Source organism: Streptomyces sp. Y309 (assembly GCF_056712025.1).
Window position 1 is genome coordinate 5,705,083 of the sequence record NZ_CM160048.1, and the last position, 24,830, is coordinate 5,729,912.

A 24,830-nucleotide genomic window follows, 5' to 3' on the forward strand; every position below is an offset into this window, starting at 1 on the left:
ACCCTCGGCCGCGCCGAGGTAACTTCGCGTGCGTGAACGCTGCCACCACCCCCGAAGGGGTCATCGTCATCACCGGCATCATGGCCGCAGGCAAGTCCACGGTCGCCCAGGCCCTCGCGGAGCGGCTGCCCCGGTCCGCGCACGTGCGGGGCGACGTCTTCCGGCGCATGATCGTCTCGGGCCGCGAGGAGTACGAGCCAGGGGCGGGCGGCGAGGCGGAGGCCCAACTCCGCCTCCGCTACGCCCTGTCCGCGGCGACGGCGGACACGTACGCCGCCGCGGACTTCACCGCGATCGTCCAGGACGTGATCCTCGGCGAGGAGCTGAAGGACTACGTCGACCTGGTGCGGACGCGTCCCCTGTACGTCGTCGTGCTCGCCCCGCACCCCGCCACGGTGGCCGCACGCGAGGCCGCCCGCGGCAAGACCGGCTACGGCGAGTGGACGGTCGAGGCCCTGGACGAGGGACTGCGTGTCACCACGCCACGTATCGGACTGTGGCTGGACAGCTCGGAGTTGACGGTGGATCAGACGGTGGACGCGATTCTGGCGCGGCTCGACGAGGCGGCGGTGGTCTGAGAGTGGAATGTCACCGACCGGTGCCCATACGGTCGCGATGACGCCTCAGGCATGGCATCCCCCCATAAATCCCTTTTGTTAGCCGCGAGTTGCAAGGCACCATCGGAAGTGTCCCGAGCAACTACGCCACAACTACGGGGGAAATCATGGGGGATGACGGTGACACGGGCTGGGGCTGACCCCGGCGTGTCGAGCGTGACGCGGGGCCTCGCGGACTGAGGCACCGACAGGGGCGGTCCCGGACGGGGCCGCCCCTTTTCACGCCTGCCCTCAGGGCCCTGTGCTGACGTGTGCTCAGGATCCAGCGCCGGGCGGCGCGGTGCCCTCGATCGTCACCACGGAGCCCGAACGGACCTGCCCGTAGAGCCACTTGGCGTCGGCGGACCGCAGTCCGAGCGAGCCGCGGGTCACGTCCGCCCTGCCGGGGGCCCCCTCGTTGTACGTGAGGGCGAGGACGTAGTTGGTGCGGCCCGCGGAGTCGCGCAGCTCGACGACCCAGGGCAGCGAGACGTCGTACGCGCCGCCGAGGCCGACCGTCTCGCCGGTGAGCTTCTTGGTGCGGTGCTTGGCGACGACGGTCATGCGGCCGGGCTTCGTGGGGTGTCCGGCGGTGCCGGACGACAGGGGCAGGGCGCGGCCGCGTACGGTCATCGTGCGCCGGGCGAGGTCGACGGTGACGGCGGGCGCGCCGGCCTCCGACGGGGTGGGCGCCGTGGGCGCGGCGGGCGGTGCCGGGCGCGGGTCGGAGTCGCCGCCGACCGCCGTGACCAGGCCGAACACCAGGGCCGCGCCCGCGATGGCGGCACCGCCCGCGACGGCCGCGTACCGACGGCGAGCACGGGCCACGGCGCGGCGGCGCACCTGCGCGCCGGGGCCGGGGGCCGGGGCGCGGCCGCTGTCGGCGAGGCCGCGCAGGGCGGCGGAGAGCGCGTCCGCCTCGCCGGGCGCGGGGTTCTGGTCATCGGACATGGTCGCCCTCCTTCCCGCCGAGTACGTCGTCGCCGAGCACGTCTTTGCCGAGTACGTCTACGTCTACGCCTTCGTCCGTGGACAGGTGCTTGGCCAGCGCGGCCCGCCCCCGGGAGAGCCGGGCCTTGACGGTGCCCGTCGGGGCGCCGGTCTCGGCGGCGACCTGCTCCACGCTGAGGTCGCACAGGTGATGCAGCACGATCGCGAGCCGCTGCGCGTCCGGCAGCCGCCGCAACGCCTCGACCAGGGCGACGTGTTCGGGCCCCGGACCCGGCGCGTGCTCGGGCGGCGGGTCGCGGCGCACGAGTTCGAGCCAGCGGCGGGCGCGGCGCCAGTGGCTCACCGCGAGCCGCATGGCCACCGTGCGGATCCAGGCCTCCGGGGCCGCGACGGCGGTGAACTCGCGGCGCCGGTCCCAGGCCCGTACGAACGCCTCCTGGACGACGTCCTGCGCCTGCCCGTGGTCGCCGGTCAGCGCGTAGACCTGGCCGACGACGCGGGGGAACGCGGCGGCGTAGAACGCGTCGAACTCGTCCTCCGTCATGCCACCCGCCCCCCCCCGCCACGCGTCCCCGGAAATTCCCGTACGCGGCATGCAACCCGGCGGCCTCCGCCGTGCGTATGGGTGGCGTACATGGAAGCACACCGCAGGAACATCACAGGAAAGCCACAGGGGGGCCGATGACCAGGCGTACTAGGAGCACCCGTAGCACCCGTAGCACCCGCAGCACCAGAATTCGTCATGCCGTACGCGGGGTGGTGGCCGCGGCGCTCGGCGCGGCCGTGCTCGCGGGCTGCGGGGTCGGCTCGGACGGCGGGGCCGAAGGCGGAGGGGCGCCGGCGGCGGCGTCCGAGGACCGGGAGCCGACGGGCGCGGGCTCGCCCACGCCGCGCGCGAAGCCGGTCGTGGAGCCGGACGCGCTGCGCCGGGGCGGCGTACGGGTCAATGTCTTCGACGGGCAGCGGGTGGGCGTAGGCATGCCGGTGTCCGTGACCTTCGACCGCCCGGTCCCGGAGTCCGAACGGGCGGCAGTGGAACGCCGATTGACGGTGCGGGCCGACAAGCCGACGACCGGCTCCTGGAGCTGGGTGAAGGACCGCAACCTGCACGAGGGCCAGCGCGTCGACTACCGCCCCAAGGCCTACTGGAAGCCCGGCACCGAGGTCACCGTCCGGGTGGGCTCCGGCACCGTACGCCGCTTCACGGTCGCCCGCTCCCTGGTCGCCACCGTCGACGTACGCACCCACACGATGACGGTCGTCAAGGGCGGCGCGACCCGCCGCGTACCGGTCACCGCGGGGGCGCCCGGCATGGACACCTGGAACGGCACGATGGTCGTCTCCGACAAGCAGCGCCGCGTCTTCATGGACTCCCGGACGGTCGGCTACGCGGACGCGTACCGGGGCTACTACAACTACGCGGTCCACCTCACCACGTCCGGCACCTACCTCCACGAGAACCCGAAGGCGAACCTGCACGCGGGCGCCCGCAACATCACCCACGGCTGCATAGGCCTCGCCACGGACGGGGCGGCGCGGCGCTTCTTCGAGGAGGTGATCCCCGGCGACGTCGTCCGAGTGACCGGCTCCAAGGAGACGGTGGCACCCGGGAACGGGTACGGGGACTGGAACGTGCCGTGGGACGAGTGGAGGGCGGGGAGCGCCCGCGCTTCGGCCCGGAAGGGTTCCTAGGCGGCGGTGTCGTAGGTGTAGTAGGGAGTGTGGTCGAGCATGTCGGCGGGGGTGACGTTCCCCCAGGGGCGCATCGGGTCGTGGAGGTCGACGACGTCGTGGGTGCCGGAGGCGGGCAGGTAGGGCGAGTCGGGGTGGCGGGACTGCCACTGGGTCCAGAGTTTGTCGACGTAGGCGTGGTGGAGCCAGAAGACCGGGTCGTTGGGGGAGGCGCCGGTGGTCATGTGACCGCCGACCCAGACGTGGACGCGGTTGTGGAGGTTGGCGCCGCGCCAGCCTTCGAGGTGGTTGCGGAAGCCGTCGGACGCGCTGTTCCACGGCGGCATGTCGTACGTGGACATGGCGAGGACCGAGTCGACCTCGGCCTTGGTGGGGAGTTGGCGCACGCCCGCGCCGAGGTTCCGGCGCAGGAAGTCGCGGCCGTCGACGCGTACGTTGATGCGCCAGCCGTTGCCGGCCGAGGCGAACGCGCCGTCGGTGACCTGGCCGTCGCGGCTGCGGCCGGTGCCGCCGAGGAAGTCGGGGGCCCAGAGGGAGGCGGCCGGGGTGCGGTCGGTGGTCCAGTCCCAGTAGGGGAGGGCGACGGACGGGTCCACGGACTGCAGCGCCTCCTCGAACTGTATGAGGAAGCGGCGGTGCCAGGGCAGGAAGGACGGCGAGCGGTGGCCGACGCGATCGCCGTTGTCGGTGTCGCTCATGATGAAGTCGTTGTGCGTGCTGACGAAGGAGTCGTAGCGCCCATCGCGCTTGAGGGCGAGGAGTGCGTTCACGAAGCGCCGCTTCTCGTCGGCGGTGAGCTGGGACTGGTTCTTGCGTACGGTCATGGCGGTGCTCCGGGTCAGACGGCGGAGGGGGACGGGGCGAGCGGGACGAGCGCGGCGCCCTGGAGTTCGACGACGGCGGCGCGGGCGAGGGCGCGCGGGGTCGCCCGCGGCTCGTAGTGGTTGATGACGCTGATCCAGGTGCCGTCGGCGTTGCGCATGATGTGCAGGTCGTCGCCGTCGATGCGGACGGCGTAGCCGTCTCCGTGGTCTCCGTGGTGCCCCCCGCCGTGGCCACCGGTGGGCCCGCCCTGGATGCGGCGGCCGAGGTACACCTCGTCGAAGGAGCCGGGCTGGTCGCTCGGGTGGCCGTGGGCCATCGGTGCGGCGGCCCGGGCGGAGCCGGCGGCGGCGAGGCCGACGGCGGCGCTCGCGGTGACGCCGAGGGCCTGGCGGCGGGTGATTCCGGACATGCGTATTGCCCCCAAGTAAGCGTGGTGGAAGAGCAGTTCCGGTGGTCGGCCGGACTGCTGAGGCCATGCCTACAGGGAGGGGGAGTGAGGCCGTAATCGGCGGGAAGAGTTGCCCTCCATTACGGACAACTACGGGTAAATGGTGCAGAGTTGGACGAGCGTAATTCTGCTGCCCATTCGCCCTGGCGGCACGCAGACCGCAAATCCTGCGCCTTGGATGAGGATAGCGTGAAAGATCTTCACGCATGCTCCATGAGGCGTGCGCCGGGTCACAGGGAAAAGCTGGCCAAAAGGCGCCCTGTGGAGTCCCGCAGGGCGCCGCTTCGCCGCGTGGAGGCCGTGACCGGAATCGAACCGGTGTGCTTCGCTTTGCAGGCGAATCCCTCAACCACTCGGGCACACGGCCACGTCGTAGGCTCGCGCCGTACGTGACGTATCGACCGTAAGCAGGGCCGCCCACGCCGCTCAAGCCCTTGGCGGACGCTGCAACGGGACTGCCATGCGGCGTTCACGAACCGCCGGAGCAATGGAATTGGAGATCCCCATGACGACCCTCCCCGACCGCCCCCGCACCGCCGTGCTGGTCATCGACATGCAGAACGGCGTGGTGGCCGAGGCGTACGAGCGCGATGCCGTGATCGCGAACATAGCCACCGTGGTGGACAAGGCGCGCGCGGCGGACGTGCCCGTCGTGTGGATCCAGCACTTCGACGACGAGCTCCCGCGGGGCAGCGAGAGCTGGGCCTACGTCCCGGAACTCGTCCGCCGCGACGGCGAGCCCGTCGTCCACAAGCAGTACGGCGACTCCTTCGAGGCCACCGACCTGGAGTCCGTGCTCGCCGAGCGCGCCGTCGGCCACCTCGTCGTCACGGGCGCCCAGACCGACGCCTGCATCCGCTCCACCCTCCACGGCGCCTTCACCCGCGGTTACGACGCCACCCTCGTGGCCGACGCCCACACCACGGAGGACCTGACCGGCCACGGCGCCCCGTCCCCGGACCTGGTGATCGCGCACACGAACCTGTACTGGCACCGGCAGAGCGCGCCCGGGCGGCGCGGGGGGACGGTGCGGACGCCGGAGGTGACCTTCCCTGCCACGAGCTGAGCCGTCAGCCGGCCAGCGCGTCGACTGGCTGAAATTGCACTTGCAACGTGTGTGTGCGGGCGACTTGGCTGGAGCGTCTGTTGAGTGAGCGACGGGGGAGGAGCCGCACATGACGCAGCCGCCGGGACAGCAGCCCGGGCAGCCGCAGCCGTGGCAGGGAGGGGGCGGCTTCGGCGCGCCGCACGGTTCGTACGGGGCGCCGCAGGGCCCGTACGCCGCGCCCCAAGGCCCGTACGGCGCGGCGAGACCCGCGGCGGACAATCCGTACACACAACCCGCACCACACTTACCGCAGTACGGAGGATTCCCGCCCCCACCGCCGGGCGGCGGAGGACGAAGGCGCAGGACCGGACTCATCGCCGGGGCCGCGGTGTTGGCCATGGCGGTTGTGGCGGGTGGGGTCTGGTTCGCGGTGGGGCAGGGGGACGACGACGAGTCGCAGAAGCCCGCGGCCCTGCCGAGTGAGAGCGAGAGCTTGAGCGCGGGGGCGGAGCCGCGGGAGTCGCCGAGCGCGGAGGAGGAGTCGGAGGACGATCCGTACGCCGACCCCGACCCCGACCCCGACTCCGGCCCCGACACCGAGGAGTCCGAGGAGTCCGAAGAGCCCGGCGGCGGGCCGACCGGGACCACGCTCGTCGGGTTCTGGCGGTCGGAGAAGCCGGGCGGCGGCATCCTCGGACTGCGGGAGAGCCCGGACAGCGCGAAGCCGAAGAAGGCGTCGGTGTCCCTGCTCGACGGCGGCCGCTGCACCGGCCTGCGCCGCGTGATCGAACCGGGCCGCAGCTACCGCATAGGGCTGATCTGCGAACGGGACAAGAAGGAGATCTACGGGGACCTGATCTTCCCGGGCGGCGACACCCTGACGGTCACCTGGGACCAGGGCAAGTCCGGCAAGGAGACCTACAAGCGGTTCCTGGACTGGTCGGAGGACGGGGCGGGAGACGGGGGCGGGGGAGGAGGGGACACGGGGGCCGGAGGGGACCCGGGAGTCGAGGGCGTCGCCGATACCGGCGCACCGGCCATGGGCGCCAGGTAGGAGGCCGACGGCGAGGGCGCGGAGTCGTACGACCAGCGGAGTCGTACGACCAAGGGATGATCCAGGGCCCGCCCGCAGACAGGGGCCGGGTGTCAGTGGGCGCTTCTACGCTGGCCCCTATGACTGCCCGAGACTCCCGCGACGCCGAAGTCGCCACCGCCCCGGCCGCCTTGGAGGCGGCTTCCGTATCGGAGGAGCGCGTCGGCGGTGTGCTCAGGAAACCGTATCGGGCGCTGAGCTTCGGGATCGTCTCCGTCGTCTTCCTCATCGCCTTCGAGGCGACGGCCGTGGGCACGGCCATGCCCGTGGCGGCGCGGGAGCTCGACGGGATTCCGTTGTACGCCTTCGCGTTCTCGGCGTATTTCACGACGAGCCTGTTCGGGATGGTCCTGTCGGGGCAGTGGGCCGACCGGCGCGGGCCGCTGGGGCCGCTGGCGGGCGGGATCGCGGCGTTCGCGGCGGGGCTGCTGCTCGCCGGGACCGCGGGCGCGATGTGGCAGTTCATCCTGGGGCGCGCGGTGCAGGGGCTCGGTGGCGGGCTGGTCATCGTGGCGCTGTACGTGGTGGTCAGCCGGGCCTACCCGGAGGCGCTGCGGGCGTCCATCCTGGCGGCGTTCGCCGCGAGCTGGGTCATACCCTCGGTGATCGGCCCGCTGATCGCCGGCACGGTGACCGAACACGCGGGCTGGCGCTGGGTGTTCCTCGGCATCCCCGTCCTCGTCGCCGTCCCGCTCGCCCTCGCGCTGCCCGCGATACGGCGGACCGCGTCGGGCCCCGTCGACCCGGACGCCCCGGTCGAGCCCTTCGACCGCCGCCGCGTCCGTCTCGCCCTCGGCATCTCGCTCGGCGCGGGGCTCCTCCAGTACGCGGGACAGGACCTGCGGTGGCTGTCGCTGCTCCCGGCCATGCTCGGCGCCGCCGTCCTCGTCCCGGCCGTGCTCGGGCTGCTGCCGCGCGGCACCTACCGGGCGGCGCGCGGGCTGCCCTCCGTCGTGCTGCTGCGCGGCGTCGCCGCGGGCTCCTTCATCGCCGCCGAGTCCTTCGTGCCGCTGATGCTCGTCACCGAGCGCGGCCTGTCGCCGACGCTCGCCGGGCTCTCGCTGGCGGCGGGCGGCGCGACCTGGGCGCTCGGCTCGTACGCCCAGTCGCGGCCCCGCATGGAGCCGCACCGGGAGAAGCTGGTGGTCACCGGCATGGTCCTGGTGGCCGCCGCCATCGCCACCGCGCCGAGCGTCCTCATCGACGCCGTCCCGGTGTGGACCATCGCCGTCGCCTGGGGCTTCGGCTGCCTCGGCATGGGCATGGTGATCGCCTCGACGAGCGTCCTGCTGCTCCGCCTGTCGCCCCCCGAGGACGCGGGCTCGAACTCCGCCGCCCTCCAGATATCCGACGGCCTGTCCAACTCCCTGCTCCTCGCCGCGGGCGGCGCCGCCTTCGCCGCGCTCGGCGGCGGCATGACCGGCGCCGCCCACACCGCCGAGGCGACGGGCTCCCACCCGGCCGCGTTCACCGCGGTGTTCCTGCCGATGGCGGCGGTCGCCCTGGCGGGGGCGTGGCTGGGGACGCGGCTGCGTAGCCCCCACGGCGTCCATTAGCGCGCTCCGCGCGCGGGCACCCCTTCCCACTGCATCGAATAGCGGCTCCGCCGCGGGCGGGGGCTGCGCCCCCGGACCCCCGCCATCGGCGCTGCGCGCCTCGTCCTCAAGCTCCCCCAGGCTCTTAATGAGCAGGGAGGGACCCCCTCGACGGGCTGTCATGACTCCGGTGTGAGTCGTGTCCCACCCTGGTGCCTCCGGGGTCGTCAGCCCGGTCCCCTTCGGGTGGCACCGGTAAGGTGGCCCGGTTGTCATACGTAGCCGTGCCGCCGAACCCGAACGAACCGGAGACCGTGACTACCACCGCCGCCTCCTCGTCCCACCACCTTTCCCCGGCCTTCCCCGGCCGCGCCCCCTGGGGCACCGCGAGCAAGCTGCGGGCCTGGCAGCAGGGTGCGATGGAGAAGTACCTCCAGGAGCAGCCGCGCGACTTCCTCGCGGTCGCCACCCCCGGCGCCGGCAAGACGACGTTCGCGCTGACGCTAGCGTCCTGGCTCCTGCACCACCACGTGGTGCAGCAGGTGACCGTGGTCGCGCCCACCGAGCACCTGAAGAAGCAGTGGGCCGAGGCGGCGGCACGAGTGGGGATCAAGCTGGATCCGGAGTACAGCGCGGGCCCGCTCAGCAAGGAGTACCAGGGCGTCGCCGTGACGTACGCCGGTGTCGGCGTCCGCCCCATGCTGCACCGCAACCGCGTCGAGCAGCGCAAGACGCTCGTCATCCTCGACGAGATCCACCACGCCGGTGACTCCAAGTCCTGGGGCGAGGCCTGCCTGGAGGCGTTCGAGCCCGCGACCCGGCGGCTCGCGCTCACCGGCACGCCGTTCCGGTCCGACACCAACCCGATCCCCTTCGTGGCGTACGAAGAGGGGAACGACGGAATCCGGAAGTCCGCCGCCGACTACACCTACGGGTACGGCAGCGCCCTGGGCGACGGCGTCGTGCGCCCCGTCATCTTCCTCTCCTACAGCGGCAACATGCGCTGGCGCACCAAGGCCGGCGACGAGATCGCCGCGCGGCTCGGCGAGCCCATGACCAAGGACGCCGTCTCGCAGGCCTGGCGCACCGCGCTCGACCCGCGTGGCGACTGGATGCCGAACGTCCTGAAGGCCGCCGACCAGCGCCTGACCGAGGTCCGCAAGGCCATCCCGGACGCGGGCGGGCTCGTCATCGCCTCCGACCAGGACTCCGCCCGCGCCTACGCCAAGCTCATCCGGGAGCTGACCGGGACCAGGCCCACGCTGGTGCTCTCCGACGACGCCGGTGCCTCGCAGCACATCGACGACTTCAGCGGGAGCGACGAGCGGTGGATGGTCGCCGTGCGCATGGTGTCGGAGGGCGTCGACGTGCCGCGGCTCGCGGTGGGCGTGTACGCGACGACGATCTCGACGCCGCTGTTCTTCGCCCAGGCCGTGGGCCGTTTCGTACGCTCCCGGCGGCGCGGCGAGACCGCGTCCGTCTTCCTGCCCACCGTCCCCGACCTGCTCGGCTTCGCCAACGAGATGGAGGTCGAGCGGGACCACGTGCTCGACAAGCCGAAGAAGGAGGGCGAGGAGGATCCGTACGCCGAGTCCGAGAAGGAGATGGACGAGGCGAACCGCGAGCAGGACGAGGACACCGGCGAGCAGGAGCAGTTCTCCTTCGAGGCCCTGGAGTCCGACGCGGTCTTCGACCGGGTGCTCTTCGACGGCGCCGAGTTCGGCATGCAGGCGCACCCCGGCAGCGAGGAGGAGCAGGACTACCTCGGCATCCCGGGGCTGCTCGAACCCGACCAGGTGCAGATGCTGCTCCAGAAGCGGCAGGCCCGGCAGATCGCCCACAGCAAGAAGAAGCCCGCCGAGGAGGCGGACCTCCTGGAGATCCCCGCCGAGCGGCGACCTGTCGTCTCCCACAAGGAACTGCTCGAGCTGCGCAAGCAGCTCAATACGATGGTCGGCGCGTACGTCCACCAGAGCGGGAAGCCGCACGGCGTGATCCACACCGAGCTGCGCCGCACCTGCGGCGGACCGCCGAGCGCGGAGGCCACGGCGGGCCAGCTCCGCCAGCGCATCGCGAAGGTCCAGGAGTGGGCCACCCGCATGAAGTGACCCGTTGGTACGACCCGCTGTAAGGAATCGTGTGCTCCGCGTGCAGACACTGTGCGCGCTGCGTCCATATACGGCGGGACGTATCGGGGTATTCCGGTCGCTCTTTCCTTACCCTTGACCGGATTCTGGACGGAGTCTTCCGCTGAGCGGGACGCCCTCGCTACTGTCCCCGCTACACAACGCCCCGTGGCAGCGCCGCCCCGGAGCGCAGCCGGTGCGCCCACCCGTAGAGGGGGCCGTCGACCCTCACCACTAAAGGAGTGGGCGTCGTGACCGCGGAGACATCTCAGACGCTCGACCGAGGACTGCGCGTCCTCAAACTGCTCGCCGACACCGACCACGGCCTGACCGTCACCGAGCTCTCCAACAAGCTCGGCGTGAACCGCACCGTGGTGTACCGCCTGCTCGCCACCCTGGAGCAACACGCCCTCGTACGGCGGGACTTGGGCGGTCGCGCCCGCGTCGGGCTCGGCGTGCTGCGGCTCGGCCGGCAGGTCCACCCGCTCGTCCGGGAGGCCGCGCTGCCCGCGCTGCGCGCCCTCGCCGAGGACATAGGGGCGACCGCGCACCTCACCCTCGTCGACGGCACCGAGGCGCTCGCCGTCGCCGTCGTCGAGCCCACGTGGACCGACTACCACGTGGCGTACCGCACCGGCTTCCGGCACCCCCTCGACCGGGGCGCCGCCGGCAAGGCGATTCTCGCTGCGCGGCGGGGGCAGGTCACCGACCCCGGGTTCGCCCTCACCCACGGGGAACTGGAGGCCGGGGCGAGCGGCGCCGCGGCGCCCTTGGTCGGGGTGACCGGGATAGAGGGGAGCGTGGGTGTGGTGATGCTGGCGGATTCCGTCCCGGAGAGGGTGGGCCCCCGCGTGGTGGACGCGGCCCGCGAGGTTGCCGACGCGTTGCGGTGACCGCAGATCGCGGCCTTCGGCCTGGCTCGTCCTCAATCGCCGGACGGGCTTGATCTCGCCTCGCGTTAGATTGGACGGGTGCTGTCTCGTCTCGCTCGTCTGAGCCGCCCCCAGGCCCTGGCCGCCGCCGCGGTGCCCCTCGTCGCCCTGCTCGGGGTCACCGCCTTCGCCCCCCTGCCATTCGCTGTCGCCCAGCCGGGCAGCACCGCCGACGTGCTCGGGGAGTACAAGGGCAAGCCGGTCCTGACGATCACCGGGGCGCCGCAGCGCGAGACGGGGGGCCAGCTCCGGATGACGACCATCGTGGCCACGGGCCCGCAGATGGACGTGCGGCTCGGAGACGTCATCGACGGCTGGTTCCGCACGGACCGGGCCGTGATGCCGAAGGACTCCGTCTATCCGGACGGCGACAACGTCAAGGAAGTCGAGAAGCACAACCTCGGCGAGATGCGGGAGTCGCAGGACGACGCCACGAAGGCGGCGCTCGGCTACCTGCGGGCGAACGGCGTGGACGGCACCGGCAAGGTCAAGGTCAAGGCCGACCTCGGCAAGATCGGCGGGCCGAGCGCGGGCCTGTTCCTGTCGCTCGGCATCATCGACAAGCTGGACGGCGACGGCAGCGGGGGCGACCTGACCGGCGGCCGCACCATCGCCGGCACCGGCACGATCACCGCGAAAGGCAAGGTCGGCGCGGTCGGCGGCGTCGCCATGAAGACGCAGGCCGCGGCCCGCGACGGCGCCACGGTCTTCCTCGTGCCCAAGGCCGAGTGCTCGGACGCCGAGGCGGAGAAGCCGAAGGGCCTCCGGCTCGTCCCGGTGACTACGCTGGCGAGTACGGTCGACGCGCTGCGAGCCCTGGAGAAGGGCGAGAGCGTCCCGAGCTGCTGACCAGGCGCAGCCCCAACTCGACCAGGGTCCAGCCCAGTTGAGTACGCAGCGGGGCGCGCCGCGGCAGCCGGGCAAGGGCGGGGGCGGGGGTCGCGCGCCGTAATTCCGCCGCGCGGGCGTGGTGCACATACAGATGTGCGTCGGGGTGCATGCAGGAACCTCTCAGTCCGTGGGCCGGGTCGGCCCGTCCTCGGTGTGGGCCGGTCAGTCCGTGGGCCGGGTCGGGATCAAGTGCGTGTGCACGCGGACCTTGGCGGCGTCCGGGACGCCCTCCTCCGGCGCCAACGCCCGGTATTCCTCGATGAGTTCGTGCATCTTCGCCTTGAGTTCCGCGGCGCGGCCGGGCGTCAGGTGCAGCGTGAAGTCGCTGATGTCGGCGCTCTCGATCCAGTCGGGCGACCAGTCCTGCCCGGTGGCGAGCCAGGTGGAGACCTCTTCGGCGTGGTTCGCCGTGTGCTCGTGCATGAACGTGCTGTAGGCGCCCCGCACCGTGGGGTCCGCGTCCTTGGCGAGGTCGTTGTCCAGGTGCGTGCCGTCATAGGTGGCCCGCCACCACCGCTCGCGGCCCTTGCCGCGCTCGGGGGCGTCCTCGACGAAGCCGTACTCCGCGAGCTGGCGCAGGTGATAGCTCGTCGCGCCGCTCGACTCGTCCAGGCGCTGGGCGAGTTGGGAGGCCGTCGCGGGGCCGTCCAGACGCAGCGACCTGAGGATCCGCATCCGCAGCGGATGCGCGAGCCCGCGCAGCGAGCGCGGGTCGAGGTGAAGGACCTTCCGGGCTGACGCCGCCTGCTCGGGCGACCGCGACTCATCCGTCATGCCCCACAGCGTACGCATGCAAAGACTCCGTTGCAACGGTTTCTTTGCAACGGAGCCTTTGCATGCGAGTGGGAGGCGGAGAAGCCGGAACCGGGCCGCCCGGCGGCTACTCCTCCACGAACCCCTCCTCCACCATCCAGTCCAGGGCCACGCTGTGCGGATCCTGGCCGTCGACGTCCACCTTCGCGTTCAGCTCCTGCGCCACCTTGTTGTTGAGCTTCTTGGTGATGGGCGCGAGGACCTCCGCGATCTCCGGGTGCTTCTTCAGGGTCTTGCTGTTGATCTCGGGGGCGGCGTTGTAGTTGGGGAAGAAGTGCCTGTCGTCGGCCATCGGCGTCAGGTTCATCGCCTTGATGCGGCCGTCGGTCGTGAAGACCTCGCCGAAGGTGCAACTGCCCTTGCGGGCCTGGGTGTAGATGATCCCGGTGTCCATCTGCGTGATGTTCCCGGTCGGCAGCTTCATGCCGTACGTCTTCTGCATGCCGGGCAGGCCGTCGGCGCGGTTGGCGAACTCGCCCTCCACGCACAGTGTGACCGCCTTCGGGTCGGACTTCGCCAGTGCGGCGACGTCGGACAGGGTCTTCGTGCCGTACTTCTTGAAGTTGGACTCGTTCATCGCGAGGGCGTAGGTGTTGTTCAGGGAGGCGGGCGGCAGCCACGAGACGCCGTTCCCCGCGTCCGCCTTCCGCACGGCCTCCCACTGCTTCTGCGGGTCCGGGATGGGGTCGGAGTTGCCCAGATAGGTGATCCACGCGGTGCCCGTGTACTCGTACATGGCGTCCGCGTCACCGCCCTTGACGGCCTCGCGCGCGCCGATGGAGCCCTGGATGCCCGTCCGGTCCAGGACGTCCGCGCCGGCCGCCTGGAAGGCGATGCCCATGATCGCGCCCAGGATGAGCTGCTCGGTGAACTCCTTCGAGGTGACGGTCAGATCGGCGCCCTCCAGGGGCTTGCCCTGGCCGACGATGCCGGGCTTGACGTCGTCCACCATCGGCGAGCCGCTGGTCAGACCGCACCCCGCGGCCGCGAGCAGCACCCCGCCCACGGCAGCCAGCGCCTTCGTCCGAGTACGCAGACGCGTACGCATCACGAGCTTCATGTCCGCACCTCCAGCCCGCGCGGACTGAGCACCAGCTCGGCCAGGGAGGCCAGCCAGTCCACCAGCAGGGCGAGGACCACCGTCAGGATCGAACCGAGCATCAGGACCGGCATGCGCTGGTTGGTGATGCCCGTCGTGATCAGGACGCCGAGGCCTCCGCCGCCGCCGAAGGTCGCGAGCGTGGCCGTGCCCACGTTCAGGACGAGGGCCGTGCGCACGCCCGCGAGGATCAGCGGGACGGCGAGGGGGAGTTCGACCTTGGCGAGCACGCCCAGCGGGGACATGCCGATGCCGCGCGCGGCCTCCAGGAGAGTGGGGTCGTTGGCGCGCAGGCCCGCGATGGTGTTGGAGAGGACCGGCAGGACGGCGTAGATGATGATGCCCGTCAGGGCCGCCTTCTCGCCGATGCCCATCCAGATGACGAGCAGCGCGAGCAGGCCGATCGCCGGGGTCGCCTGGCCCATGTTCGCCAGGGCCATGAACGCCGGGGCGGCCTTGCGGAAGGCACCGCGGGTGAGCAGGATGCCCAGCGGGATCGCGATGATCAGCACGAAGAACGTCGAGATCACCGTCAGCTCGATGTGCTGGCGCAGCGCCTTGCCCACCTGCCCGTTGGACAGCGCGTTCTCGGAGAGCGGGTCCAGGTCGGCCTGCTCGAACCAGATCCAGGTGGCGATCAGGACGGCCGCGAGCACCGCGGGCAGGAACGTCAGCTTCTGCCAGGTGATGCGGCGCGGCTGCCGCGCCGCCACCGGCGACGCCGGCGCCTCCTGCTCGGCCTCGCCCTCGTCGCGGAACGCCAGGCCCTTGACCTCGTGCTCGCCCTCGGGGCGCGCGGGGGCCTTGGCCGCCGGTTTGCGTTCGGGGATACGGGGTTCGCCCCCGGGAGTCGGACTCACGCCTTCGGCTCCCCTCCGTGACCCTCCTGCTCCTGGTGCGTCAACTGGGCGCGCTGCTCCTCCAGTTCGTGCTGGTGCTCCATGGCGTCGAGCCGGTCGGCCTCCAGCATCTCGTGCACGGAGTTCATCAGGGTCTCCATGTCGACGACGCCCGTGTACTCACCCCGCCGGCCGGTGACGGCGACCCTTCCGGCGTTGTCGGTGAGGACGGCCTCCAAGGCGTCCCGCAGCGTCGCGTCGCGGGTCACCGTGTCGTGCACGAGCGTGCCCGCGCGGGCCAGGGAGCCCTTGGCGCGCATCAGGTCGCCGCGGCGCAGCCACTTGTAGGGGCGGCGCCGCTTGTCGAGCAGGAGCAGCTCGTTGGTGCCGCTCGCGCGCAGCTTGTCGAAGATCGTCTGGAGCGGGTCGTCGACGGTCACGGTCGGTACGTCCGCCATCTCCACGTCGCGTACGCGCGTCAGGTTCAGCCGCTTCAGGGCCGCCCCCGCGCCCACGAAACCCGACACGAAGTCATCGGCCGGGTTGGTGAGAATGGCTTCCGGGGTGTCGAACTGGGCGATGTGCGAGCGCTCGCGCAGCACGGCGATGCGGTCGCCCAGCTTGATGGCCTCGTCGAAGTCGTGCGTGACGAAGACGATCGTCTTGTGCAGCTCGTGCTGGAGTCGGATCAGCTCGTCCTGGAGGTGGTCGCGGGTGATCGGGTCGACCGCGCCGAACGGCTCGTCCATGAGGAGGACGGGCGGGTCGGCGGCCAACGCCCGTGCCACGCCCACGCGTTGCTGCTGGCCGCCGGAGAGCTGGCGGGGATAGCGGCCGTGGAACTCGGCCGGGTCGAGGCCGACCAGGTCGAGCATCTCCTCCACCCGCGACTTCACCTTCTGCTTCCCCCAGCCGGTCATCTTCGGTACGAGGGCGATGTTCTGAGCGACCGTCATGTGCGGGAAGAGCCCGGAGGCCTGGATGGCATAGCCGACCTTGCGGCGCAGCCGCACCGGGTCGATGTCCGTCACGTCCTCGCCGTTGATGCGGATGCGTCCGCTGGTCGGCTCGATCAGGCGGTTGATCATCTTCAGCAGCGTGGACTTCCCGCAGCCCGAGGGGCCCACGAAGATGACGAGCTCGCCCGCCTTGATCTCCATGTTCACGTTGTCCACGGCCGGGTCGCTGCTGCCCGGATAGCGCTTGGTGAGGTTCTCCAGCTCGATCGTCGCGCCGGTGGTGGCCCGCGGGCCCGGCGCCTCCTGCGGAGCGGCGGTGGCGGTGCTCGTACTCGTCTCTCTCGTCTCGGACGTCTCAGACACGGATACCCCTCGGAATCGTCAGCCGACCGATCAGGACGTACGCGGCGTCGAAGAGCAGCGCCAGGACGATGATCCCCAGCGTGCCCGCGAGCACTTGGTTGAGCGCGTTCTTGCTGCCGAGGGACGCGATGCCGCGGAAGATCTCGTTGCCGAGGCCGGGCCCGGAGGCGTAGGCGGCGATCGCGGCGATGCCCATCAGCATCTGCGTGGACACCCGGATGCCGGTCAGGATCGGCGGCCACGCGAGCGGCAGCTCGATCCGTACGAGGCGGTGCACCCGCGACATCCCGATGCCCTTCGCGGCGTCCACCAGCGTCGGGTCGACCCCGCGCAGGCCGACGATCGAGTTGCGCACGATCGGAAGGAGGCCGTAGAGGGTCAGCGCGGTCACCGTCGGGGCGACACCGAGGCCGACGACGGGGATCAGCAGACCGATCATGGCCAGCGACGGAATGGTGAGGATCGTGGAGGTCAGGGTGGTGGCCAGGTTGCCCGCCCACTCACTGCGGTAGGTCAGGACGCCGATCAGCACCCCGATGGCCGTGGCCACCACCATGCACTGGAAGACGGCGCTCGCGTGCTGGTAGGCGTCCGTCAGCAACTGCTGATGGCGGCTGCCGAGGTAGTCCCAGAAGTTCATCTGTGCCGTTCACCTCGCCGAAAGCGTTGGGACGGTAGTCCTAGGTCCTACCCACGCCCCGCGTCGCCGGACGCCTGTTCCACCAGCGGGATGATCCGCAGCGGAACGGCGTTCTCCATGACGATCGCCGTGGAGGCCCGGACGATGCCATCAAAACCCACCACCCGGTCGATCACACGTTGAAGATCGGCGTTGGAGCGGGCCACCAGACGGCAGAGCATGTCGCCGTGACCGGTGATGGTGTGCAGCTCGAGCACCTCGGCCACGCTCGCCAAATGGGCCCGTACATCGGCGCCCTGCCCCTGTTTGATCTCCAACGTCGCGAACGCCGTCACCGGATAGCCGAGCGCGGCCGGGTCGACGTCCGGGCCGAAGCCGCGGATGACTCCGTTCGACTGAAGCCGGTCCATCCGGGCCTGCACCGTGCCGCGCGCGACGCCCAGGCGCCGGGACGCCTCCAGGACGCCGATCCGCGGCTCGCGCGCGAGCAGCACGATGAGCCTGCCGTCCAGATGATCGATCGCCATGCCGCCTCCGTAGTGCGCATCGTGTACAGAACGCCCGCCGCTATGGGCAGGACGCTATGCAGATTGCCCAGCAAATAGGTGAACTATTGCGCATCTTGTGGTTCGGCGAGAGCCTCGAACTATGACTCAGACCACACACACCACCCCCGAAACCGCGCGCGAGGCCGACCCCTTCCCGGTGAAGGGAATGGACGCGGTCGTCTTCGCCGTGGGCAACGCCAAGCAGGCCGCGCACTACTACTCCACGGCGTTCGGCATGAAGCTCGCCGCCTACTCCGGACCGGAGAACGGCAGCCGCGAGACCGCGAGCTATGTGCTGACGAACGGCGGCGCGCGCTTCGTCTTCACGTCGGTCATCAAGGCGTCGACCGACTGGGGCCGCTTCCTCGAGGAGCACGTCGCCGCGCACGGTGACGGCGTCGTCGACCTCGCCATCGAGGTGCCGGACGCGCGCGCCGCGTACGCGTACGCCGTCGAGCACGGGGCGCGCGGGATCGACGAGCCGTACGAGGTGAAGGACGAGCACGGCACCGTCGTGCTCGCCGCGATCGCCACGTACGGCAAGACCCGGCACACGCTGGTCGAGCGCTCCGGGTACACCGGGCCCTACCTGCCCGGCTTCGTCGCCGCGAACCCGATCGTCGAGCCGCCCGCCAAGCGCACCTTCCAGGCCATCGACCACTGCGTGGGCAACGTCGAGCTCGGCAGGATGAACGAGTGGGTCGGCTTCTACAACAAGGTCATGGGCTTCACGAACATGAAGGAGTTCGTGGGCGACGACATCGCCACCGAGTACTCGGCGCTGATGTCCAAGGTCGTGGCCGACGGCACGCTCAAGGTCAAGTTCCCGATCAACGAGCCCGCCATCGCGAAGAAGAAGTCCCAGATCGACGAGTACCTGGAGTTCTACGGCGGGGCCGGCGTCCAGCACATCGCGCTCGCCACGAACGACATCGTGGAGACCGTACGCACGATGCGCGCGGGCGGCGTCCAGTTCCTCGACACCCCCGACTCCTACTACGACACCCTCGGCGAGTGGGCCGGTGAGACGCGGGTTCCCGTGGAGACCCTGCGCGAGCTGAAGATTCTCGTCGACCGGGACGAGGACGGGTACCTGCTGCAGATCTTCACCAAGCCGGTCCAGGACCGGCCGACCGTCTTCTTCGAGATGATCGAACGCCACGGCTCCATGGGCTTCGGCAAGGGCAACTTCAAGGCGCTCTTCGAAGCGATCGAGCGCGAGCAGGAGAAGCGCGGCAACCTCTAGGGCTGTTGGTGGGCTGGGGTCCCACCCTGGCCCGCCGCTGCGCGGCGGAAGCTTTCCCACCCTCCCACCCGTTCACCCCGCACAGTCCGCTTCGGGCTGGCACCGGCGCCACGCGGCCTGCCCGTGCGGGCGGGTCCGTGCCACCGGTGCCACGAACGGCCGTCCGGCGTCGCTGGGGCGGGTGGGTAGGTAGGGCGAGCGGGGGCGGGCGCCCCCGGAATCCGCCGTCCCCGCTGTGGGCAATCGTGCCGCAGGGCGGCACGGGTGGGCACAGCCCAGGCCGACGTGGCCCTGATGTGAGGGATCAGGCGGACTGCGTGGGGCGAGGGGACGGCTTTCGGGGCTTCGGCTTCGGGCGCGTGGGGGTGCGTTCGCTCTCGGGGATGGGGTACGGCGCGTACACCTCCGCGGGCCCGCCCTCCGGGGGTTCGCCCAAGGCATCCAGGGCGTCCCGGGCGGCGGGCGCGCCCAGCGGGGAGAAGTAGGGGTTGATCCGGAGGGCCTCGTCCAGATGCCGCCGCGCAGCCCCGTACCGCCCGAGCTCCCGCTCGATCTCCCCCCGGTGGTAGAAGAAGAGCGCGCTCCGCGGCCCCTTCTTCACCGCCGCCTCCACCTGCTTCAGCCCCGCCTTCGACTCCCCGGCCCGATGCAACGCCCACCCCAGCGCATCCGCGTTCTCCGGACTCCCGTGCCGCTTGAACTCCGCGGTCAGCCGCCGCACGGCCGCCTCCGGATCCCCGTGATCCGCCTCGAACACACCGAGCACCCGCTCGTCGTTCACCCCGCCGAGCCCGGCCTGCTTCACCCGCGCCCGCAGCAGGTCGTACTGCGCCCGCGCGGCCGGCCGCAGCCCCAGTGACTCGTACAACTCACCCAGTTCCAGGGCGTATTCGGGCGCGGGCTGCCGGGAGAGCGCGCCCTGGTAGGCGCGCAGCGCGTCCGAGGTGCGGCCGAGCGCGACCAGCGAGCGGCCCTTCGACGCGAGCGAGGGGTGATGGTCGGGGTCGGCCGCGAGCGCCGCGTCGAAGTAGCGCAGCGCCTCCCCGGGCTCCCCCCGCTCCCAGGCCAGCTCCCCGACCCGGTACAGGCACGCCGCCCGCTCCGCCGGACTCTTCGCGAGCGCGGCCGCGTCCGCGAGCGCCGCCGCCGCGTCCTCGCGCCAGCCCCGGTCCCGGAAGACCGTCCCGGCCCGCACCCGCACCGCCGCCCCCGACCGCAGCTTGCGCACCTTCTCCAGCGCCCGCGCGACCCCCTTCTCGTCCCCGAGCCCCCGATAGGCGTCGAGCAGGGCCGCGTGCGCCGACCACCGCCGCGGCGCGAGCCGCACCGCCTGCTCACCCCACTTCTTCGCGGCTCGGAAGTCGTGCCGCGCGTTGCCGAGGGCGGCCAGCCCGGTGAGCGCGGGCACGTTCCCGTCGGGCCGCGCCTTCAGGGACGTACGCAGCGCCTGCTCGGCCTTCGGGTAGTACGCGGAGTCGGCCGTCCGCCGGCCCCGCTCGACGTACGCGGAGCCGAGCACCGCCCACGACTCGTCGTCCTGGGGGTGCTTCCGCAGCTGGGCCTCGCGCTCGCCGATGAGCGCCGCCAGATCGGGCAGCGCGGCCGGCGCCCCCGTCCCCACCGCGGCCATCGCCCGCCCGGCGGGCCCGAGCGCGGGCGGCGCGGAGTCCCCGCCCCGGCCCGGCAGCAGCACGAGCGCCCCGGCGAGCACGGCACATCCCGCGACGACGGCGATCAGCGCGCGCCGCACGACGGGGGAGCGGCGCGGTCCCAGGGAACGGCGCCGGCCGGGGAAGCCGCGCCGCCCGGGCCCGCCCAGCGAGGTCCGTGAGTGCCGCGGGATCCGGCCGTCCGAGCTCTGCACGGCAGGCCGGACCGACGCGTGCGGCGGGGGCGGTGCGGCGGCTGCGGCCTGCGGGTTCTCCTCGGTCTCCATGGCGCTCACTGTGCGTCAATACGAAGAGTGGGTCCCGGCACGCGAACGGCGTCGCACACGGGTTCACACCGATGGCCCCGAGTGCGAGGCTGTGATCATGAGCAGTGGCACGCACAGCACGCCGGACACCCCCGCCGCAGAACCCGGCCTGATCGACCGCCTCCGCGCGGGCCTCCCCGCCGACGCCCTCCTCACCGACCCGGACATCACGGCCTCGTACGCGAACGACATGGCGAGCTTCTGCGCGGCCGGTGTCCCCGCCGTCGTGGTGCTCCCGCGCACCGTCGAGCAGGTCCAGCACGTGATGCGCACGGCCACCGAGCTGCGCGTCCCCGTCGTCCCGCAGGGCGCCCGCACGGGCCTGTCCGGCGCGGCGAACGCGAGCGACGGCTGCATCGTGCTGTCCCTCGTCAAGATGGACCGCATCCTGGAGATCAGTCCCGTCGACCGGATCGCCGTCGTCGAGCCCGGCGTCGTCAACGCCGCGCTCTCGCGCGCGGTCGGCGAGCACGGCCTCTACTACCCGCCGGATCCCTCCAGTTGGGAGACGTGCACCATCGGCGGCAACATCGGCACGGCCTCCGGCGGCCTGTGCTGTGTGAAGTACGGGGTGACGGCGGAGTACGTCCTCGGCCTCGACGTCGTCCTCGCCGACGGGCGGCTGATGAGCACCGGACGGCGCACGGCCAAGGGTGTCGCCGGATACGACCTGACCCGCCTGTTCGTCGGCTCGGAGGGCAGCCTCGGCATCGTCGTCCGCGCGATCCTCGCGCTGAAGCCGCAGCCGCCCCAACAGCTTGTCCTGGCAGCCGAGTTCGGCTCGGCGGCCGCGGCCTGCGACGCCGTGTGCCAGATCATGGAGGGAGGCCACGTGCCGTCCCTCCTGGAACTGATGGACCGTACGACGATCCGCGCCGTCAACGCCATGGCCCACATGGGCCTGCCGGAGACCACCGAGTCCCTGCTCCTCGCCGCCTTCGACACCCCGGACCCGGCCGCCGACCTCGCCGCCGTCGGCGCCCTGTGCGAGGCCGCGGGCGCGACCCAGGTCGTCCCGGCGGAGGACGCGGCCGAGTCCGAACTGCTGCTCCAGGCACGGCGGTTGTCGCTCACCGCCCTCGAAGCGGTGAAGGGCACGACGATGATCGACGACGTGTGCGTACCCCGCTCCCGCCTCGGCGACATGCTCGAAGGCGTCGAGCGCATCGCCGACAAGTACGGCCTGACCATCGGGGTCTGCGCGCACGCGGGCGACGGCAATACCCACCCCACTGTCTGCTTCGACGCGGCAGACCCCGACGAATCACGGCGCGCCCGCGAGTCCTTCGACGAGATCATGGCCCTCGGCCTCGAACTCGGCGGCACCATCACCGGCGAACACGGCGTCGGCGTCCTGAAGAAGGAGTGGCTGGCGCGCGAGCTCGGGCCGGTGGGCGTGGAGATGCAGCGTGCCGTCAAGACGGCCTTCGACCCGCACCACCTCCTCAACCCTGGAAAGCTCTTCTGATCCCCCGTGTCGTCAGCGCTCACTCACCGTCCTTGGATTCGTCGGAGGGCCACGGGTCGCGCAGCCACAGCTCGTCCGCGCGGCCAGTGGTGGGGGCGAGCAGCTCGGCCAGGCCGTCGTCGATGCCGAGCTGCTCGGCCTCAGAGCCCGGAGGGACCACCCGCAGGGTGCGCTCCAGCCAGGCGGACACGGCGGGCGCCGGCGCCTCCAGGAGGGCGTCGCCGTCGGGCGAGCTGAGCGCCATCAGGACGACGGACCGGCCGTCCACCTTCGTCGGCCACACCCGTACGTCGCCGTGGCCGCACGGCCTGAACACCCCCTCCACCAGGAGCTCGCGGGCGAACGTCCAGTTCACGGGGTGCTCGGACCCGATGTGAAAGGCGATGTGGACGGCGTACGGATCGTCGGTGCGGTAGGTGAGCCGGGCCGGGACGGGGATCGCCCGTTCCGGCGAGAGGACGAGTTTGAGCTCCAACTCGCGTTCCACCACGGTGTGCATGTCGCTCGTGCTTCCTTTCTCGCGCTTGCGTGCACGGACCCGGTGAGCAGGTCTGTGTACGGGGCCTTGGAACAGGCCCGCAGAGAGTCAGAGCGCGTGGGCGGCCCGGCATTACGCGAGTTCGGGAAACTTTTTTTCGGGGAGGGCCCGGAAACTTCCCCGGGAGTCTTCGGGAGTCTTCGGGAGGCGGGGAGGAACCGTGCACGGAAGGGGGCGGTGCTGCGGGAGCCGCCCAGCGGGTCGCGCGGGTCTGATAGATGTGGAGCCTTCACACGACCCCCGAGCAGATACGGGACGACGGACATGAGCGCCCCAACCCCGGCCCCCGGCGACGACAGGCCCCGCGAAGGCTATTACCCCGATCCGTCCATTCCGGGATATGTCCGGTACTGGAACGGTGCGGCCTGGGTGCCGGGCACGAGCCGTCCGGCGCCGTCCGACGGTGAACCGCTGCCCGCGCCGCCGCGCTCGGCGGCCGCGCCCGCCCCGTCGGCGGCGCCCGCGGCGGCCGAGGAGACCGGACCGGTGTTCTTCGACGAGGAGCCGGGCGGGGTGACGCAGACCGGCCCCGACACCGAGGCCACCCCCGCCGCGGACGTGGACGCCGTCGCCGGTACGGGCGAATCGGGGGCCGGACAGCACGGGGCCAGGCCCGAGCCCGCGTCGGCCTGGCAGGCGGACGCGGCCCGGCAGACCGGCCTCGGCGGCGAGCAGGATCAGCGGGTGTCGTGGGGTGCGCCCGGGCAGCGGGATCCGCGGGTGCCCGGTGACGGGGCGGCGCCCGGCGCGGTGGCGACCTCGGAGGCCGCCGCCGGGAGCGCGGCCGAGGGCGGCGCGCGGCGCGTGCCCGCGCAGGGACAGCCCGGTGCGCGGCAGGAGCCGGGGCAGCAGGCGCAGGCTCCGGCGCCCGCCGACCGGCCGGGCCCGGCCGAGGGCGACGGACCGGGCACGGCGACGTTCCGGGCGGCCAAGCCCGGGGCGCCAAAGCCTGCTACGGGCGCCGGTGTGCCTGGTCCCGCCACGGGTGCCGGTGGGCCGAATCCCGCCGCGGGAACCGGTGGGCCGAAGCCCGCCGCGGGAACCGGTGTGCCGAAGCCCGTCCCGGGCGAGGGCACGGTGACCTTCCGGCGGCCGACGGGGCCGGTGAAGCCGGCCGGGGCTGCGACGCCGGACGCGGACGGCGGCACGGAGGGGACGATGGCGATCCGCGCCCTGCGCCCCAAGTCGGCCCCGCCCGCGACCACTTCCCCCGCCGCGCAGGCGCCGGGGGTGCCGCAGCAGCAGGGCGGGGCGCAGGGCGCGGTGCCCCCGCAGGCGGGATTCCAGCAGTCCGCCCCTGCCCAGTCCGCCCCTGCCCCGGCCGCTCCTCCCCAGACCGCTCCTCCGCAGGCCGTGCCCTCGCAGGCGGGGCCGCCGCAGGCCGGTGCTCCGGGCGGGGCCGGCTCGCCGGTGACGTCGGGGCCCGGGGGCGGGTCGGCGTCGTGGGCCCAGCAGGTGCACCAGCTCGCGCAGTCGCCCGCGCAGGGAGCGTCCCCGCAGGGGCAGTTGGCGCCGGGCGGCGAGGGACCCGTACTGCCGTGGAAGCCGGTGGCCACGGACCCCTTCGCGGCGGCGGCACAGGCACAGGCTTCGGCGCGGCCCGCCGGGCTCGGCAGGCGGTTCGCGGCGCGGCTCATCGACACGGTCGTGCTGGCCGCGGTCACCGCGGGGGCGGCGCTGCCGCTCGGCACGCGGGCCGCGGACCACATCGACAGCAAGATCGACGCGGCGAAGCTGTCGGGCGAGAAGGTCACGGTGTGGCTGCTCGACGGCACGACGGCGGGCTATCTGGGCATCGTGCTCGGCGTGCTGCTGCTCTTCGGCGTCCTGTACGAGGCGTTGCCCACCGCGAAGTGGGGGCGGACCCTCGGCAAGAAGGTGTGCGGGGTCGAGGTGCGGGACATCGAGGAGCACGGGGCGCCGTCGTTCGGGGCCGCGCTGCGGCGGTGGCTCGTCTACAGCGTGCCGGGTGTGCTGCTGGTCGGTGTCGTCGGCGTCCTCTGGTGCGTCTTCGATCGCCCGTGGCGCCAGTGCTGGCACGACAAGGCAGCCAACACGTTCGTGGCGGGCTGACCCCCTGGGGGGCTCCGCCCCCCCAGACCCCCCTTTCCCACCCACCCGCCCTTACTTGCCCTACCGGGACGTAGTCGGCACATCAGCCAAGCCGCCCGCCCCCTTCTAGCCCGTCCGGCGTTTGAGGACGAG

23 protein-coding genes and 1 tRNA gene are annotated in these 24,830 nt (G+C 72.0%); 11 read left to right on the top strand and 13 right to left on the bottom strand.

Features of this window, described 5'->3' with window-relative positions; translation table 11 throughout:
* The first annotated feature begins 32 nt into the window (after positions 1-32).
* The gene (locus tag AC0KTA_RS23290; protein WP_481050160.1) at positions 33-578 is read left to right on the top strand and encodes an AAA family ATPase; all 546 of its coding nucleotides are present in this window, start codon (positions 33-35) and stop codon (positions 576-578) included.
* Between the two features lie 294 nt (positions 579-872).
* On the opposite strand, the gene AC0KTA_RS23295 is transcribed toward AC0KTA_RS23290, so the two are convergent.
* Positions 873-1,547, bottom strand: coding sequence for a L,D-transpeptidase (locus tag AC0KTA_RS23295; RefSeq protein WP_481050161.1), 675 nt, complete (start codon positions 1,545-1,547; stop codon positions 873-875).
* Complete coding sequence (locus AC0KTA_RS23300; RefSeq protein WP_481050162.1) at positions 1,537-2,091, bottom strand: SigE family RNA polymerase sigma factor; 555 nt, start codon at positions 2,089-2,091, stop codon at positions 1,537-1,539. The genes AC0KTA_RS23295 and AC0KTA_RS23300 overlap by 11 nt, the downstream gene beginning before the upstream one ends.
* Before the next feature lie 212 nt (positions 2,092-2,303).
* Here AC0KTA_RS23300 and AC0KTA_RS23305 point away from each other — a divergent pair, with 212 nt between their 5' ends.
* Entirely contained in the window at positions 2,304-3,239 is a 936-nt protein-coding gene (locus tag AC0KTA_RS23305; RefSeq protein WP_481050163.1) for a L,D-transpeptidase, read from the top strand.
* On the opposite strand, the gene melC2 is transcribed toward AC0KTA_RS23305, so the two are convergent.
* From melC2 to AC0KTA_RS23320, 3 genes are all read right to left on the bottom strand, one after another.
* Entirely contained in the window at positions 3,236-4,063 is an 828-nt protein-coding gene (gene melC2 / locus AC0KTA_RS23310) for a tyrosinase MelC2 (RefSeq protein ID WP_481050164.1), read from the bottom strand. The genes AC0KTA_RS23305 and melC2 overlap by 4 nt on opposite strands.
* A gap of 14 nt (positions 4,064-4,077) precedes the next feature.
* Positions 4,078-4,473, bottom strand: a complete 396-nt coding sequence (melC1, locus tag AC0KTA_RS23315) for an apotyrosinase chaperone MelC1 (protein ID WP_481050165.1) — start codon at positions 4,471-4,473, stop codon at positions 4,078-4,080.
* A 331-nt stretch (positions 4,474-4,804) separates the two neighbouring features.
* A tRNA-Cys gene (locus tag AC0KTA_RS23320) sits at positions 4,805-4,879 on the bottom strand.
* A 138-nt stretch (positions 4,880-5,017) separates the two neighbouring features.
* Here AC0KTA_RS23320 and AC0KTA_RS23325 point away from each other — a divergent pair.
* From AC0KTA_RS23325 to AC0KTA_RS23350, 6 genes are all read left to right on the top strand, one after another.
* A complete protein-coding gene (locus AC0KTA_RS23325) occupies positions 5,018-5,578 on the top strand; it encodes a cysteine hydrolase family protein (RefSeq protein WP_481050166.1) in 561 nt (186 codons plus the stop codon).
* A 109-nt stretch (positions 5,579-5,687) separates the two neighbouring features.
* Complete coding sequence (locus AC0KTA_RS23330; RefSeq protein WP_481050167.1) at positions 5,688-6,614, top strand: hypothetical protein; 927 nt, start codon at positions 5,688-5,690, stop codon at positions 6,612-6,614.
* 119 nt (positions 6,615-6,733) lie between these two features.
* Entirely contained in the window at positions 6,734-8,209 is a 1,476-nt protein-coding gene (locus AC0KTA_RS23335; protein ID WP_481050168.1) for an MFS transporter, read from the top strand.
* A gap of 293 nt (positions 8,210-8,502) precedes the next feature.
* The gene (locus tag AC0KTA_RS23340; RefSeq protein ID WP_481050169.1) at positions 8,503-10,296 is read left to right on the top strand and encodes a DEAD/DEAH box helicase; all 1,794 of its coding nucleotides are present in this window, start codon (positions 8,503-8,505) and stop codon (positions 10,294-10,296) included.
* Positions 10,297-10,565: 269 nt separating this feature from the next.
* The gene (locus tag AC0KTA_RS23345) at positions 10,566-11,207 is read left to right on the top strand and encodes an IclR family transcriptional regulator (protein ID WP_481050170.1); all 642 of its coding nucleotides are present in this window, start codon (positions 10,566-10,568) and stop codon (positions 11,205-11,207) included.
* Positions 11,208-11,285: 78 nt separating this feature from the next.
* Positions 11,286-12,095, top strand: a complete 810-nt coding sequence (locus tag AC0KTA_RS23350) for a S16 family serine protease (protein ID WP_481050171.1) — start codon at positions 11,286-11,288, stop codon at positions 12,093-12,095.
* A gap of 204 nt (positions 12,096-12,299) precedes the next feature.
* On the opposite strand, the gene AC0KTA_RS23355 is transcribed toward AC0KTA_RS23350, so the two are convergent.
* The 6 genes from AC0KTA_RS23355 to AC0KTA_RS23380 form a co-directional block, all read right to left on the bottom strand.
* A complete protein-coding gene (locus AC0KTA_RS23355) occupies positions 12,300-12,911 on the bottom strand; it encodes an ArsR/SmtB family transcription factor (protein ID WP_481050172.1) in 612 nt (203 codons plus the stop codon).
* A 106-nt stretch (positions 12,912-13,017) separates the two neighbouring features.
* Positions 13,018-14,010, bottom strand: a complete 993-nt coding sequence (locus AC0KTA_RS23360; RefSeq protein WP_481050173.1) for a glycine betaine ABC transporter substrate-binding protein — start codon at positions 14,008-14,010, stop codon at positions 13,018-13,020.
* Entirely contained in the window at positions 14,007-14,813 is an 807-nt protein-coding gene (locus tag AC0KTA_RS23365) for an ABC transporter permease (RefSeq protein ID WP_481056532.1), read from the bottom strand. The genes AC0KTA_RS23360 and AC0KTA_RS23365 overlap by 4 nt, the downstream gene beginning before the upstream one ends.
* A gap of 92 nt (positions 14,814-14,905) precedes the next feature.
* Complete coding sequence (locus AC0KTA_RS23370) at positions 14,906-16,114, bottom strand: betaine/proline/choline family ABC transporter ATP-binding protein (protein ID WP_481056533.1); 1,209 nt, start codon at positions 16,112-16,114, stop codon at positions 14,906-14,908.
* Positions 16,115-16,202: 88 nt separating this feature from the next.
* Positions 16,203-16,850: an ABC transporter permease gene (locus tag AC0KTA_RS23375; RefSeq protein WP_481050174.1), complete on the bottom strand. Its 648-nt coding sequence runs from the start codon at positions 16,848-16,850 to the stop codon at positions 16,203-16,205.
* Positions 16,851-16,897: 47 nt separating this feature from the next.
* On the bottom strand, positions 16,898-17,377 hold the full coding sequence (locus AC0KTA_RS23380) for an Lrp/AsnC family transcriptional regulator (RefSeq protein ID WP_481050175.1): 480 nt from the start codon (positions 17,375-17,377) through the stop codon (positions 16,898-16,900).
* Between the two features lie 121 nt (positions 17,378-17,498).
* Here AC0KTA_RS23380 and hppD point away from each other — a divergent pair, with 121 nt between their 5' ends.
* Entirely contained in the window at positions 17,499-18,644 is a 1,146-nt protein-coding gene (gene hppD, locus AC0KTA_RS23385; protein ID WP_481050176.1) for a 4-hydroxyphenylpyruvate dioxygenase, read from the top strand.
* Between the two features lie 304 nt (positions 18,645-18,948).
* Here the strand turns inward: hppD and AC0KTA_RS23390 are convergent, their stop codons facing one another.
* Positions 18,949-20,580, bottom strand: a complete 1,632-nt coding sequence (locus AC0KTA_RS23390) for a tetratricopeptide repeat protein (protein ID WP_481050177.1) — start codon at positions 20,578-20,580, stop codon at positions 18,949-18,951.
* 97 nt (positions 20,581-20,677) lie between these two features.
* Between AC0KTA_RS23390 and AC0KTA_RS23395 the strand changes: the two genes are divergently transcribed.
* Entirely contained in the window at positions 20,678-22,087 is a 1,410-nt protein-coding gene (locus tag AC0KTA_RS23395) for an FAD-binding oxidoreductase (RefSeq protein WP_481050178.1), read from the top strand.
* A gap of 19 nt (positions 22,088-22,106) precedes the next feature.
* On the opposite strand, the gene AC0KTA_RS23400 is transcribed toward AC0KTA_RS23395, so the two are convergent.
* Positions 22,107-22,586 (bottom strand): SsgA family sporulation/cell division regulator, encoded by a 480-nt coding sequence (locus AC0KTA_RS23400; protein WP_481050179.1) that lies wholly within the window; start codon positions 22,584-22,586, stop codon positions 22,107-22,109.
* 303 nt (positions 22,587-22,889) lie between these two features.
* Here AC0KTA_RS23400 and AC0KTA_RS23405 point away from each other — a divergent pair, with 303 nt between their 5' ends.
* Positions 22,890-24,698 carry an RDD family protein gene (locus tag AC0KTA_RS23405; RefSeq protein ID WP_481050180.1) on the top strand — a complete coding sequence of 603 codons (1,809 nt, stop codon included), beginning with the start codon at positions 22,890-22,892 and terminating at the stop codon, positions 24,696-24,698.
* The last annotated feature ends 132 nt before the right edge of the window (positions 24,699-24,830 follow it).

Excerpts from the sequence above, each read along its gene's own strand:
- AC0KTA_RS23295 (WP_481050161.1), bottom strand. The coding sequence starts at position 1,547 with ATGTCCGATGACCAGAACCCCGCGCCCGGCGAGGCGGACGCGCTCTCC.
- AC0KTA_RS23300 (WP_481050162.1), bottom strand. The coding sequence starts at position 2,091 with ATGACGGAGGACGAGTTCGACGCGTTCTACGCCGCCGCGTTCCCCCGC.
- melC2 (WP_481050164.1), bottom strand. The coding sequence starts at position 4,063 with ATGACCGTACGCAAGAACCAGTCCCAGCTCACCGCCGACGAGAAGCGG.
- melC1 (WP_481050165.1), bottom strand. The coding sequence starts at position 4,473 with ATGTCCGGAATCACCCGCCGCCAGGCCCTCGGCGTCACCGCGAGCGCC.
- AC0KTA_RS23325 (WP_481050166.1), top strand. The coding sequence starts at position 5,018 with ATGACGACCCTCCCCGACCGCCCCCGCACCGCCGTGCTGGTCATCGAC.
- AC0KTA_RS23330 (WP_481050167.1), top strand. The coding sequence starts at position 5,688 with ATGACGCAGCCGCCGGGACAGCAGCCCGGGCAGCCGCAGCCGTGGCAG.
- AC0KTA_RS23335 (WP_481050168.1), top strand. The coding sequence starts at position 6,734 with ATGACTGCCCGAGACTCCCGCGACGCCGAAGTCGCCACCGCCCCGGCC.
- AC0KTA_RS23355 (WP_481050172.1), bottom strand. The coding sequence starts at position 12,911 with ATGACGGATGAGTCGCGGTCGCCCGAGCAGGCGGCGTCAGCCCGGAAG.
- AC0KTA_RS23360 (WP_481050173.1), bottom strand. The coding sequence starts at position 14,010 with ATGAAGCTCGTGATGCGTACGCGTCTGCGTACTCGGACGAAGGCGCTG.
- AC0KTA_RS23375 (WP_481050174.1), bottom strand. The coding sequence starts at position 16,850 with ATGAACTTCTGGGACTACCTCGGCAGCCGCCATCAGCAGTTGCTGACG.
- AC0KTA_RS23380 (WP_481050175.1), bottom strand. The coding sequence starts at position 17,377 with ATGGCGATCGATCATCTGGACGGCAGGCTCATCGTGCTGCTCGCGCGC.
- hppD (WP_481050176.1), top strand. The coding sequence starts at position 17,499 with ATGACTCAGACCACACACACCACCCCCGAAACCGCGCGCGAGGCCGAC.
- AC0KTA_RS23390 (WP_481050177.1), bottom strand. The coding sequence starts at position 20,580 with ATGGAGACCGAGGAGAACCCGCAGGCCGCAGCCGCCGCACCGCCCCCG.
- AC0KTA_RS23395 (WP_481050178.1), top strand. The coding sequence starts at position 20,678 with ATGAGCAGTGGCACGCACAGCACGCCGGACACCCCCGCCGCAGAACCC.
- AC0KTA_RS23400 (WP_481050179.1), bottom strand. The coding sequence starts at position 22,586 with ATGCACACCGTGGTGGAACGCGAGTTGGAGCTCAAACTCGTCCTCTCG.
- AC0KTA_RS23405 (WP_481050180.1), top strand. The coding sequence starts at position 22,890 with ATGAGCGCCCCAACCCCGGCCCCCGGCGACGACAGGCCCCGCGAAGGC.